This is a genomic window from Flavobacteriaceae bacterium, from assembly GCA_014075215.1.
GTDB lineage: Bacteria > Bacteroidota > Bacteroidia > Flavobacteriales > Flavobacteriaceae > Polaribacter.
The window spans coordinates 997,450-1,011,481 of the sequence record CP046177.1 but is presented as its reverse complement, the minus strand read 5'-3'; the positions used below and the strand labels follow the sequence as shown (position 1 = coordinate 1,011,481).

Here is a 14,032-nt window from a genome sequence, read left to right as displayed (position 1 = left end):
CTTGAATAAGATGTAAGTTTCTAATATTAAAATCTGTCAAATCATGAAAATGAAAAAAACTCCATTCATCAAAATCGGGGCCTTGGTCTTTGGCGTATCTTTGTTCTTATGGAACTGTATCCGAGAAGACTTTATGAGCCTTCAAAACACCGTTACCTCTAACAAACTCAAGTATTCCTTAACCAAAATAACCTATCAGGAACTACTTGCAGACAAGGAAATAAAACCCTCTTTACCTCTGATTGAAAGACGATTTTCCAAGCACTCGCCACAAAGTATCCATAGCAGAAGTGCTACTGAGGTAGCAGCAGGCCTAACCATCTTTACTGATGAGATTAACAGAATTGTCATAGACAATGTCATCACCTGGACATTTCAGACAGAGAGCCCTGTTTTGGAAACTTCTGACTTTGAAAACTTTCTGGTAAAAAAACACAACGGTGTGTTTACCTATTTCTTGGTCTCTTATGAGTTCACTGACCTTACCGATTCCGAAACCTTGTATGAGAAGGCCACTTCGTATGTGATTTCCGAAGAATACTTAAGTTTGGAAGATCTTAATCTGTCTTCCAGAGATGCTTTTGACTGGGTTTTTCCGAATGATGGTAGTGGTACGGGTAGCGGTCCTTGTGAAAGTATTTTGGTATATGACCACTGTAATTTGGGAGGCAATGCAGACGGACACTGGCCGGTTTTGCAAAACGATGGGGTTACCTACTGTAGTGGAAGTCCGCTGTTATATATAGATTTTTCACATTGTGAGAACTACGGTGTTCCGGACAGCCCTGTGGGAGACCCGCTGGGAGGAGATGATGGCTCCGGAGATCAGCTTATTGGTGGCGGAGGAAGAAACTCCGATGGTGATGGAGATACAACGCTTACGGCTCCTATTGAGTTAGCAGACCCCAGGTGTCCGCCACTTGCAAGTGGTAAAATATATGTAGCGGGTCTTTGTTTATGTCCTGTAGGCTATAGAGAAGATCCTGTTACGGAATATTGTGTTGAAGATGATTGTAATACTTCTAAAGAAGATTTAAAAAAGATCTTCCCCAATGCAAGTGATACTACTCTGGCAACTTTAGCAACAGTGATCAATGAAAAAGCAAAAGATCTGGGGATTAATACCAAAGAAGAGCTACAACATTTTTTGGCACAGGCAGGTCATGAAACGGGAGGATTTAGAACATTGAATGTCAGAGAGAGTTTGAATTATTATACTGCATCTTTAATCCCAAATAGATATGATAAATTTACAATGGATACAATTGCGAACCCCACAAAGTTATATGCAGGAGATTATATAAATAATGAAGAAAAATTAGCAAATGCAGCCATGTGTTGTAAATATGAAAACGGAGATGAGGTCAGTGGGGATGGTTGGAACTATAGAGGGAGAGGCATTTTACAATTGACATGGAAAGAAAATTACCGTAGATTTAAAGAATGGTATAATAACAACTATGACCCGGATAAAGATTTTGTTGCCAATCCTGATCTCATTTCCGGTAACGATACCCTGGCTATACTAAGTGGGCTTTGGTACTATAAATATAGGGTACTTGATAAAATTACTGTAGATAGAAACGCAACAGTAGAAAAAGTAACTAAAAGAATAAATAAAGCTAAAACTGGTTTGTTAGATAGAAAGCAACGGTTTCAAAAAGCAAAAGATTCAATAAACTGTAAAAATTAAAATAAAATGAAAAAAATAAAAATCACATTAATAACCACAACTCTCCTGATTGTCTCATTAAGCTGCAAAGCACAACAGATACAGGAACCAAATTTAGATAGTAAAATTATTGGCACCTGGATTCACAACGAAGATAATAATGTCAAACTGATATTTAGTTCAAATGGTAAATTATATCATTATTATGATAATGCTTTAACAGATACTTATGATTATTGGATAACAACCGAATGTAATGGAAGAATCACAACTGCAAATTATGATATTTTTTTAAAATTGACAGATAATGAAGATTTAGATACAACCTGTGATTTATTAAGTGCTATCCATACTGATTCTAATGGAGTAACTACTTTATCGATTACTTCTGAAAGAGGAAAACTTCATTTATATACAAAGCAATAATTACAAGCCTCAATAAAATATAAGTTTCTAATATTAAAATCTGTCAAATCATGAAAATGAAAAAAACTCCATTCATCAAAATCGGGGCCTTGGTCTTTGGCGTATCTTTGTTCTTATGGAACTGTATCCGAGAAGACTTTATGAGCCTTCAAAACACCGTTACCTCTAACAAACTCAAGTATTCCTTAACCAAAATAACCTATCAGGAACTACTTGCAGACAAGGAAATAAAACCCTCTTTACCTCTGATTGAAAGACGATTTTCCAAGCACTCGCCACAAAGTATCCATAGCAGAAGTGCTACTGAGGTAGCAGCAGGCCTAACCATCTTTACTGATGAGATTAACAGAATTGTCATAGACAATGTCATCACCTGGACATTTCAGACAGAGAGCCCTGTTTTGGAAACTTCTGACTTTGAAAACTTTCTGGTAAAAAAACACAACGGTGTGTTTACCTATTTCTTGGTCTCTTATGAGTTCACTGACCTTACCGATTCCGAAACCTTGTATGAGAAGGCCACTTCGTATGTGATTTCCGAAGAATACTTAAGTTTGGAAGATCTTAATCTGTCTTCCAGAGATGCTTTTGACTGGGTTTTTCCGAATGATGGTAGTGGTACGGGTAGCGGTCCTTGTGAAAGTATTTTGGTATATGACCACTGTAATTTGGGAGGCAATCCGGACGGACACTGGCCGGTTTTGCAAAACGATGGGGTTACCTATTGTAGCGGTAGTCCGCTGTTATATATAGATTTTTCACATTGTGAGAACTACGGTGTTCCGGACCCTCCTGTGGGAGACCCGCTGGGAGGAGATGATGGCTCGGGAGGGGATCAGCTTATTGGAGGAGGCGGAGGAGGAGGAAGCTCCGGTGGTGATGGAGATACAACGCTTACAACTCCTGTGGGTATCATGCACAGTGAAACCCCATGTGATCCCAGACCGGAAGGAGATTTGAATGGAGATTGCATGTTGGAGTTTTATGAAGTTTGTTTGACAAATATAAATGCTGATTTAGTGAATCAGTTAAATTATGAAGACCTCAGTACTATAGAGGATTTTGTAAACGAAAATGGTTGTAGTGAACAAACACAACACTTTATAGAATTGGCAATTGAAATTTTATATAGCGATGGAATTAATGGCGAAGAAGTGGATTTCGAGACAATATTGAAAGTACTATTTGGATTTGACAAAAAATGTCAAGGCGAAATTATCTTTAAAGCTTTATATGTAAGTTCTCCTTTTACCACTTCTTTTCGAAATAGTTTAGTATCATCAAATACTAATCATATTACTCTTCAGGATTTGCCTGCTAGCCAAATGAGTACCATTAATCATACAGCTGAGACTCAGTACAAAGTTTTTGATAGTAATGGTTTTAACAATTTAATCGTAGTGCAATTTAATCAAGACTATTTGGATGAAGCTTCTGATTTGGCATTAATTGTTACGCTATATCATGAAATGTTACATGCTATTATTGTTGATTTATACCATGAAGGGATACTTTTAACAACCTATCCTGATTATACAGACTTAAAAACTGCATTTGATAACTTTTTAAATGACGAATCTAATACTAATGAAGCTATTTTAGATAAAGAAATGCATGACATTTATATCGATTTCATTGATGATATTGCTCAAAGTATATATAAATACTGTCTAGATAATAATATCAATAATGTCAATTTAGATTATGCAAAAAAATTAATATGGGGTAGCCTTGGAGTATATGACGTATTTACGGAAAATTTAGATGCTGATGAACAAGCAGAAGCATTAAATATATTAAATAATGAACAACAAAATAATGATAATGCTGTTTCAAATAAAACATGTAATTAGAAAGGTCTTTCTATTAAGTTTTGTATTTATGGTTCTAAGTTGTAGGGAATCAAAAGAAGATGATGTTATTTTATTGGAAAAAGTAATCTTACTGGAATTTAATAATAAAGATACTATTTTAATTAACAAAAGAGCTAATTTTACAACAAAAGCAATATCTCGTTACTATAAATTTCGTTTTTTTAATGAAAGTCCTGTTAGAATCACTAAAGGATATGACAAAAAAAGGGAGCAAATTATCTGGGCTTCAACAGAGGAGCAAGAAAAATTAGATATTCGTTTTTCCAATAGATTTAAAGTACTTGATAGCTTATTAGCAAAGAAAGATATAGAATCATTATTAGAACAAAGTCATAATTTAAGTGATTGGCAAGAAAAAGATTTGAATAAAATACATGACTTCAAAATATCTTTTAAATCCAATTCAAACAGAATATCAAAACCTATTTATACACTGAATAAAAAATATGCAATTATTTGTTATGATTTTTCTTATACGGATAAGAATATTATTATTTATAAAAAAGTAAATAACAACTGGGTTTATGTAAGCATTATTAAAAATGTATTATAACTGTATTGAGCTAATCATTTTTAGGAGATTGAAATGGATTTATTTAATAATGATAAAGGAAGACAAATAGCTGAGTTAAACTAGAGCCAGTTAAAAACGAAAACCACTGAATATTAAATCATTACAGTGGTTTTCGTGACCTGGCTGGGGCTCGAACCCAGGACCCTCTCCTTAAAAGGGAGATGCTCTACCAGCTGAGCTACCAGGTCATTTTTTACAGCGGCTGCAAATATAAAGAGCAATTTTATAAAAACCAAAGGAATTACTACTTAGTTTCGTTCAGGTATGTGTCCCTGACTTTCTTAAATAATTCCGAGCTGTAAACAAATTTTACAACGGCTTCATTATCCGTTCTAAATATTTCATCTTTGGTTCCTTCCCAGGCTTTCCGGCCATCTTTTAGAAAAACAATTTTTTCTCCTATTTCCATTACAGAGTTCATGTCATGTGTATTAATTACAGTCGTAATTTTATACTCATGTGTAATTTCCTGAACCAGATTATCAATTAAGATAGCAGTATTTGGATCCAGTCCGGAATTGGGTTCATCACAAAACAAATATTTTGGATTCATGACAATGGCTCTCGCAATAGCAACTCTTTTTTGCATTCCTCCGGATAGCTCATTGGGAAGTTTTTTATTTGAATTTTCCAGGTTTACACGTTTCAGCACAACATTTACACGATCCAACATCTGATCTTCCGGTTGTTTTGTAAACATTTTTAAAGGAAACATCACATTTTCCTGTACTGTCTGGGAGTCAAACAAAGCACTTCCCTGAAATACCATTCCTATTTCCTGACGCCATTGTCTTTTTTGGTCAAGAGTAAATTCAGTATGCGATCTTCCGTCAAATGAAATCACCCCGGATTCCGGAGTATGGAGCCCTATGAGTGATTTTAAAAATACGGTTTTTCCCGATCCGCTTTGTCCTATAATCAAGCTTGTTTTTCCGGGCTCAAAAGTAGTACTAATCCCTTTTAGCACTGCTATACCATCAAACCCTTTATGTAATTTTTGTATTTCTATCATCTTATGTCAGCAACATTTGTGTTAAAAAATAATTGGCAATGACAATGATGATAATGGTCCAAACCACAGACTGTGTGCTGGCCTTCCCAACAGCAATTGAACCTCCTTTCACGTAGTATCCGTGATACGAAGGCACAGTAGCAATTATAAATGCAAAAACCAATGTTTTGATAATGGCATACCTTATGAGAAACGGATCAAAATCCAGTTGTATTCCATATAAAAAATCAAGAGGAGAAAACACCTCTGTCAGTACTCCGGCCAACCATCCTCCCAAGATTCCCAAAAACATCGATAATACAATTAAAAAAGGGTAGAAAAATACGGTTGCCAATACTTTGGGCAAGACTAAATAGTTGATGGAGTTAATACCCATAACTTCCAATGCATCTATCTGTTCTGTCACTCTCATAGTCCCAATACTGGAAGTAATATAAGAGCCTACTTTTCCTGCCAAAATAATAGAACAGAAAGTAGGAGCAAATTCCAGAATAACAGATCGTTTCGTTGCAAAACCAATTAAATATTGCGGAATAAAGGGAGATGCTATATTTAAAGCTGTTTGTAGTGCAATTACCCCTCCTATAAAAAATGAAATAAACATGATGATCCCTATGGATTTCAGGCCAAGTTCATCTAGCTCTCTAAAGACCTTTTCTCTAAAGACCCTGCCTCGCTGAGGTCTTTTAAATACTTGACTCAACATTAAAACATATTTGCCAATATGATTTGGGTAATTCATTCAAAATTCATTTCCGCTAAAGTATTAAAATATCATGAACTCTCATGTGAAATTACTAACAAGAAGTTAAAAATTTGTTATCACCCCTAATAGTGTTTTTTGGGTGCAGTGAATTAAAAGATTCAAAGATTTAAAAAATATGCTAATTATTTCTTTTAGGTATCTAAAGGGGTATTCAAAATAATTATATTTCTGCTGTAAAAAACTAAATTTTGACTAAAAAATACAAAATTTAGTTTCACTTCAGTAACCATTTTGTGAGTCCATAAATTTTTTTCATTTGTTTTTTGTAAATTTTCAAATGAAAAAATTCATGTACTTTTGAAACGTACTAATTCACTTTCGTTAAATATGAAATTTATCAAACACATATTGTTTTTTTTATTAGCCGGTTATTTTGGTTGCAAGCCGGATACAACAGTTAATGAAAAGCCTAAACTGGTCATCGGAATCGTTATAGATCAAATGAGGTATGATTATCTAACCAGATATTACGACAGGTATGCGGAGGGTGGTTTTAAAAGAATTTTGAATCACGGATTTTCTTTACAAAATGCACATTACAATTATATTCCAACATATACTGCCGTAGGACATGCTTCTATTTATACGGGTACTACACCAAATATGCATGGAATTATCGGCAATGGTTGGTATGATAAATATCAAAAGAAATCCATTTACTGTGTAACCGATACCGCGTATACTACTGTTGGGTCTGATTCTAAAAACGGACAGCGATCTCCCTATCGGATGCTTACAACAACCATTACAGATCAATTGCGATTATCACAAAATATGAATGGCAAAACCATAGGTATAGGCATTAAAGACCGATCTTCTATTCTCCCTGCCGGTCATACGGCTACTGCTGCGTACTGGTTTGACAGCACAAAAGAGAGTCGTGTTATTACCAGTAGTTTTTATATGAAAGAATTACCCGATTGGGTAAAAGAATTTAATGAATCTGATCTCATCGCTACGTATATTTCAAAGCCATGGGAAACGTTGTATGACATCAAAACATATACCGGTAGTCTTCCTGATAACAATCATTTTGAAGGGAAATTTAACGGAGCGGATACACCTACTTTTCCTCATAATTTACCTGGGTTGAAAGCCAAAAACGGAGGCAATAGTATGATTAAAGAGACACCTTTTGGCAATACGATTACTTTAGATTTTGCTAAAGCTGCTATAATAGGTGAAAATTTAGGTAAAACCGACGATACCGACTTCTTGGCTATCAGTTTTTCCTCTTCGGATTATATCGGACATAGATTTGGGCCGGACGCTGTTGAAACCGAAGATACTTATTTGCGTTTGGATAAGGATTTGGCAGCTTTTTTTTCTTTCTTAGACCAACAAATAGGTATCCAAAATTATACTTTATTTTTAACAGCAGATCATGCTGTTGCCCAGATTCCGGCATATCTGCAATCGCTTAAAATACCTGCTCCGTATTTTGATAGCAAAGCTTTTGAAGCATTTGTAAAAAAAATGACATTAAAATATTTTGAATCCGAAGACATCGTAGAATATATTTCTAATTATCAATTGTTTTTAAATAAGAATAAAATTAAATCTTTGGGTTTAAATGTCGAAAAAGTGAGCCAAAAAATAGCTGATGCCATTATTGACTTTAATGGTGTATATAAAACGACTACAGCTACAACCTTACAGACTACACATTTTGACAGTGGTATATTAAACTCGTTACAAAACGGGTATAACCAGAAGTTCTCCGGAGATATTATGATCATACTAAATCCGGGATCAATAATAGGAAAACAAACAGGAACCACACATGGTTCGGGGTATTCTTATGACACTCATATTCCGATGATTTTTTATGGAAACGGAATTAAAAAAGGACATTCTGCCAAAAGATATGAAATTACAGATATTGCCTCCACACTGGCTACTCTTTTACAGGTCGAATTTCCTAACGGGTCGACCGGAAAAGTTATTGAGGAAGCCTTAAATAATTAAAAATGAAAACATACACCCTGCTTCTTTTATGTTTTATACATATAGCTGTTTTTAGTCAAATTTCAAATTTTTCCGAAAAGTTTGAACTTCCTTCCGAAGTTGAAGAAACCTCCGGATTGCTTTTTTTAAATGGTAAAATAATTACGCATAACGACAGCGGAAATGAGGCAAAACTCTATGAAATTGACAGTCTTTCAGGTGCCCTAACAAGAACAATAACGATTACAAATGCTACCAATGTAGATTGGGAAGATATTACCCAGGACAACACACATGTCTATATCGGAGATATAGGAAATAATAATGGAAACAGAACTGATTTAACTATTTATAAAATTCTAAAAACCGACTACTTAGCTAATACTGATATTACTGCTGAAACCATCTCTTTTTCTTATGAGGATCAGACCGATTTTTCTTCCCATCCCAATAGTTCAAATTTTGATGCTGAAGCTATTTCTGTGTATCAGAACCAACTTTTCATTTTTACAAAAAACGGGAGCGATCTCATGACCAACGTATATGTAGTTCCACTTACCCCGGGAACACATACTGCCGTTAAAGTTAGCTCGTTTAATGTTTCGGGATTCATAACCGGGGCCAGCTATAGCTCATTTGATGATAGTTTTATGCTTACGGGATATGACAGTACCTTAACTCCTTTTTTAATTTATATTGACCAAAACAGGCCTCCGGGGAATGATATTTTTGCCGGAGGTGCTACGAAATTTTCGCTGACTGATGAACTAGGTGAAGGGAACCAGGTGGAGGGTATTACACACTATAATGAAGGAAACTATTACATTAGTAGAGAAAGGCTTACTATCACTGTTAATGGTATCGAAATTACCAGAACTCAAAAATTATATCAATTTTACAATCTGGCATCTACAGTACTTTCTGTGTATGAAGAATCTTTTAAACCGAGAATAATTTTATATCCAAGCCCGTCTAAAAATTATATTAGTATAGCTCATTTAAATGCCAATAAAAGAATCTCAAAAATAGAACTCTATAATGCTAATGGAGTCAAAATAAAACAGGTGGTTAATACTACTCGTAAAATTAGCACTAAAAACTTATCTACAGGAATCTTTTTTATTAAGGTTATTTTCGCAGACCAATCCGTTATCATCAAAAAGATGATCAAAATCTAAACTTAGAGCTCAATTGGTGTTTTCTAATGGCTTTTTTCGATAAAACAATTCCAATGAGAAGTGATACGATGGCTCCTAACCATATTCCCGGTATATAATGTACAAATAAGAAAAAATCATACGCTCCATGAAAGAATGTGGCAGTAAACAAACCTGTTAAATTTAATATTGCACTATTTTTTGAGAACTTTGCTTTTCCCATGTAATAGCCCATTAAAATGGCAAATGTTGCATGTGCCGGAACTGCCGTAAATGCTCTGGTAATTCCTGTTGCTACTCCATATTGAAAGACATAAATGACATTTTCTAAAGTCGCAAAACCCATCGATACCATCACTGCATAGATAATTCCATCAAAAGGTTCATTGAATTCTTTACTCCTTTGTGCTACATATCTTACTATGACATATTTGGAGAATTCTTCTATTAGCGCAACTATAATGAAAGCTTTTATCAACATCTGAAATATACTTTTTTCGTCGTCGACGGGTAATAAAACACCTAGTATTGTTCCAAATATAATAGTGATTAGTACACTGACAACAGCTCCTAAAAAAAAGTTTATCACAAGCAGTTTAAATGGTTCTTTTTCAAACTTATCTCTTATATAAATATATCCGATGATTACCATAGCAGGTGTTACAGCCAGTAAGAGCAATTCCATTTGGGCAATATATGTCTATTTTCTAAGTACATGACAAAAATTTAGTCAAGTTCATATTGTTTTGATTTACAGGGTTTAATAGCACAGAAGCGATATAATCTAATCCATATTTGAATATGCTTTTAGCCATTCTTCCATGCTTTTTTATTTTGATAGGCTTAATCTGATGTAAATATATACCAACTTTGTAACACCATACGAAAGCCATCATTACAAACAGTACTAATTTTTCAATACGCTTAATATCTTGCAGGTGTGTGTTTTCAATATCAAAGCCACTGGCTTTCATTGCTTTAAAACACATCTCTATCTGCCATCGTTCTTTGTATTGTTCAAAGGCCTTATCAGGAGCGTTGAACGATACAATGATTAAGAAATCAGGCTTTCCATTTTTTGGGTACAACTTGCATCCGGAAAGGAAACAAAGCTGACCATTAACACGTACAATTTTAGGATAATACACAAACTCATTGATCTTATGTGGATTAAACAAGTGAAATACTTTGATGGTTTTGTTCTTATCAGGAAGCTCTACCTTAAAGTTGTTTCGAATGCGGATATAATATTTGATTCCATTTGTATTCAAGAAATCCAACCAATGATTACCTACAAACTCTCTATCGGCTACAATGGATTTAATAACATCTTTGCCAAAAAGTCTTATGAAACGATTCACAAGATCAATACGCTCCTGACTGTTAGAGTTCCCTGGCTTATCTAACATAGTAAATAACAATGGGAAGGCAACACCTTTATAGACAACTCCCAACTTAAAAATGTTGATGTTGGTCTGACCAAACTTCCAATTGGTCCTATCAATACTCAAGATCAATCCCTCTTGCTTAGGAAGGAGACTAAATATAAGACGAGCGATCAAATCTCCATCCAACGAATAATCAGCAATAAATCTTTGAATACGTCTGAGTGATGACTTCGAATCTACTGAGGTCTCAAAAGCGTTGGCTACCTTTTCAAAGGTAACTGTCTGTACCTTACAGAGGGCGATAATGAAATGTGATATGAGTTTGATTCTTGCCAAATTGATCTTACCTTGGAAATGAGAACTTAAAACTGAATTTAATTCACTACTTTTAGTGGAAGCATTGGTTTTTTTCATTAGAAAAATGAGTGATGTTATTCTTCTAATATACTGAAAATCAATGCTTTATTTTAATTATTTAACATTTAATTTACTGATAATCAATTAATTATATTTTTTGTCATGTACTAAAGTCTATTTTAATATTTCTTAATGAACTTTCGATAAAAAACTTCTGCTATCATACAACGAGCACTTCCCTTTCAAAAGCTTCAATAAGATATAAAAAGCTATCGGCACCATTTCACATGTTTTTTTATTTGCTTAATTTCTTGCCCGCCAATGAATCATACGTTACAATTGTATGGGGTACGCATTAATCTCTTATGAAGAATATTAATTTGATTTTTGTATTGCTTTTGTTATTTCTTCTAAGATTTCAAAAGCTGTTTCAGCCATTTTATTTCCTTTAGAATCAAGTAACGGATTGATTTCTGCAAATTCAATACAAACAACTTTTCCGCTTTCCACAAGTGTATTGATAATAGCAATGATTTCATACGGGTCAAATCCTTTTGTAACCGGGGTTCCCGTACCATAAGAGATCATATCACAATCCATAGAATCCACATCAAAAGAAATATACATAATATCGCATGCTGATAACCTTTTCAATGCCTCACCAACGCATTTTTCGAGGCCTCTATAGCGGATCTCGGCTACTGTATACTTTTTAATTCCTAATTTTTCAATCTGTTGATCTTCCGAATCCTCTATATCTCTAACCCCAAAATACACAACATCTTCTGCTAAAGCTTTAGTTACGGGAATCTCTATGTTTTTTATGCGTTCCCATAGCTCGGAAGTTTCTCTGGCTATTTCATTAATCTGATAATCTAAATTGTCTTCTCCCAAAGCTGCGGAAAGGGGCATTCCATGAATATTTCCTGAAGGTGAGGTATACGGAGAGTGAAGATCGGCATGTGCATCTATCCATACCACGCCCACTCTTTTCGTAGGAAATGCACCTTTTACTCCGCTAATAGTTCCCAAAGCAGACGAATGATCTCCGGAAATAACAATAGGGAAATTCTTTTTTTGAAGCGTTACTTTTACATGGTTACTTAACCTGATGCATTGGTTTAAAACACTTTGTATTCTTTTTGCGAAAGAGTTATTTACTTTGTTATATATGGACTCATTCTCTGTTGCCACATCTTCAAAATCAAATTGATAGAAATAATCACTAGATTTATTAATAGCTGCTATTTCCATAGCATCTATTCCCATATCCGAGCCTCTGGTACCTGCTCCGATATCGGATCTGTTTTTAATAATTTTTATTTCCATTCGGTTTGATTGATTAAAATATAAAGTTGATGATCCATTATGATTCCTAATTGTGTTCTTTGACTGAATAGTAAAAAATTATAATATACGCTTATTGATAATCAATGAATTACAAATTCAAAGATCTCAAAAATGTCCTATTATTACTATTTCAGTCATACCAACGGATGTTCAATAAATATAATAAAACCTCATAAAGTTAAGAAGCTTTGTCCAAATTATCGAAAAAAAATTTATCTTTCGGAGATCGCTACAAATTCTCTTAGTTTTTTTCCGGTATAAATTTGACGCGGGCGGCCAATGGGCTCTTTATTCAAACGCATTTCCCTCCATTGAGCAATCCAACCCGGCAAGCGTCCCAGTGCAAACATAACCGTAAACATTTCAACAGGAATTCCCATTGCACGATAAATAATCCCTGAATAAAAATCTACATTCGGGTATAGTTTTCTTTCTACAAAATAAGGGTCTTTCAATGCTTCTTGTTCTAATCCTTTAGCAATTTCCAATATTGGGTCTTTCACACCCAGATCATCCAATACCTGATCTGCAGCAACTCTTATGATTTTTGCTCTAGGATCAAAATTCTTATACACCCTATGTCCAAAGCCCATTAATCGGAAAGGATCATTTTTATCTTTTGCTTTTGCCATATATTTTTTTGTATCTCCTCCATCTTCTCTAATTGCTTCCAACATTTCCAACACAGCTTGATTGGCTCCACCATGAAGGGGACCCCAAAGGGCAGATATCCCTGCAGATAAAGATGCAAATAATCCTGCATGAGAAGATCCTACAATTCTTACGGTAGAGGTAGAACAATTTTGTTCATGATCCGCGTGAAGAATTAATAATTTGTCTAAAGCATTTTTTATAACGGGGTTTATTGCATATTCCTGATCCGGCCTTTCAAACATCATCTTCAAAACATTTTCTACATATCCTAATGAATTTGAGCCGTAATTTAAAGGCAATCCTTCCTTTTTACGCATGGTCCAAGCTACCAAAACAGGGAACTTACCTATTATTTTCACAATAGCACGGTACATATCCTCTTCTGAGTCTACATTCACTGATGAGGCATTAAAAGCCGTTAACGCACTTGTTAAAGATGACAATACTCCCATTGGGTGTGCTGTTCTGGGAAAAGCATCTAAAATTTTCTTGATATCATCATCTACAATTGCCTGACTTCTAATATCATTATGAAATTTTAAAAGTTGATTTTCTGTCGGTAAATCTCCAAAAATTAGCAAGTAAGATATTTCTAAAAAACTGGCTTTTTCCGCCAACTCCTCAATAGCATATCCTCTGTACCTCAAAACTCCTTTTTCTCCGTCTAAGAATGTAATTTCACTCAAACACGATCCTGTATTTTTAAATCCCGGATCAATTGTAATGACCCCGTTTGTTACCCCCCTCATTGTTTTTACGTCAATTGCTATTTCTTTTTCAGTTCCTTTTACTAACGGAAATTCATACGATTTTCCTTCTACTTGTAGTATTGCTTTACTTGGCATTATTTGTTTT

At 34.6% G+C, this 14,032-nt stretch carries 12 protein-coding genes and 1 tRNA gene; 6 read left to right on the top strand and 7 right to left on the bottom strand.

Annotated features, from left to right (window positions below):
• Positions 1-43 precede the first annotated feature (43 nt).
• From GKR88_05220 to GKR88_05205, 4 genes are read left to right on the top strand one after another with little or no spacing between them, the layout of a single operon-like run.
• Positions 44-1,693: a hypothetical protein gene (locus GKR88_05220; protein ID QMU63748.1), complete on the top strand. Its 1,650-nt coding sequence runs from the start codon at positions 44-46 to the stop codon at positions 1,691-1,693.
• A 6-nt stretch (positions 1,694-1,699) separates the two neighbouring features.
• Positions 1,700-2,098, top strand: coding sequence for a hypothetical protein (locus tag GKR88_05215; protein QMU63747.1), 399 nt, complete (start codon positions 1,700-1,702; stop codon positions 2,096-2,098).
• 50 nt (positions 2,099-2,148) lie between these two features.
• Entirely contained in the window at positions 2,149-3,951 is a 1,803-nt protein-coding gene (locus GKR88_05210) for a hypothetical protein (protein ID QMU63746.1), read from the top strand.
• Positions 3,902-4,525 carry a hypothetical protein gene (locus tag GKR88_05205; protein QMU63745.1) on the top strand — a complete coding sequence of 208 codons (624 nt, stop codon included), beginning with the start codon at positions 3,902-3,904 and terminating at the stop codon, positions 4,523-4,525. Before GKR88_05210 ends, GKR88_05205 begins: the two co-directional genes overlap by 50 nt.
• 136 nt (positions 4,526-4,661) lie before the next feature.
• Here the strand turns inward: GKR88_05205 and GKR88_05200 are convergent.
• From GKR88_05200 to GKR88_05190, 3 genes are all read right to left on the bottom strand, one after another.
• Positions 4,662-4,734, bottom strand: a tRNA-Lys gene (locus GKR88_05200).
• Between the two features lie 56 nt (positions 4,735-4,790).
• Positions 4,791-5,558: an ATP-binding cassette domain-containing protein gene (locus GKR88_05195; GenBank protein QMU63744.1), complete on the bottom strand. Its 768-nt coding sequence runs from the start codon at positions 5,556-5,558 to the stop codon at positions 4,791-4,793.
• A 1-nt stretch (position 5,559) separates the two neighbouring features.
• Positions 5,560-6,300, bottom strand: a complete 741-nt coding sequence (locus GKR88_05190; GenBank protein QMU63743.1) for an ABC transporter permease — start codon at positions 6,298-6,300, stop codon at positions 5,560-5,562.
• Between the two features lie 351 nt (positions 6,301-6,651).
• Between GKR88_05190 and GKR88_05185 the strand changes: the two genes are divergently transcribed.
• Together GKR88_05185 and GKR88_05180 are read left to right on the top strand one after the other, a co-directional pair.
• Positions 6,652-8,292 carry an alkaline phosphatase family protein gene (locus GKR88_05185; GenBank protein ID QMU63742.1) on the top strand — a complete coding sequence of 547 codons (1,641 nt, stop codon included), beginning with the start codon at positions 6,652-6,654 and terminating at the stop codon, positions 8,290-8,292.
• Between the two features lie 2 nt (positions 8,293-8,294).
• On the top strand, positions 8,295-9,449 hold the full coding sequence (locus tag GKR88_05180; GenBank protein ID QMU63741.1) for a T9SS type A sorting domain-containing protein: 1,155 nt from the start codon (positions 8,295-8,297) through the stop codon (positions 9,447-9,449).
• On the opposite strand, the gene GKR88_05175 is transcribed toward GKR88_05180, so the two are convergent.
• The 4 genes from GKR88_05175 to GKR88_05160 all read right to left on the bottom strand — a co-directional run bounded on the left by GKR88_05175 (position 9,439) and on the right by GKR88_05160 (position 14,022).
• A complete protein-coding gene (locus tag GKR88_05175; protein QMU63740.1) occupies positions 9,439-10,113 on the bottom strand; it encodes a PrsW family intramembrane metalloprotease in 675 nt (224 codons plus the stop codon). The two genes, GKR88_05180 and GKR88_05175, sit on opposite strands and share 11 nt — an antisense overlap.
• 22 nt (positions 10,114-10,135) lie before the next feature.
• Positions 10,136-11,230: an IS4 family transposase gene (locus GKR88_05170; protein QMU63739.1), complete on the bottom strand. Its 1,095-nt coding sequence runs from the start codon at positions 11,228-11,230 to the stop codon at positions 10,136-10,138.
• Between the two features lie 318 nt (positions 11,231-11,548).
• Positions 11,549-12,502: an arginase gene (locus tag GKR88_05165; protein QMU63738.1), complete on the bottom strand. Its 954-nt coding sequence runs from the start codon at positions 12,500-12,502 to the stop codon at positions 11,549-11,551.
• Positions 12,503-12,735: 233 nt separating this feature from the next.
• Complete coding sequence (locus GKR88_05160; protein ID QMU63737.1) at positions 12,736-14,022, bottom strand: citrate synthase; 1,287 nt, start codon at positions 14,020-14,022, stop codon at positions 12,736-12,738.
• Positions 14,023-14,032 lie beyond the last annotated feature (10 nt).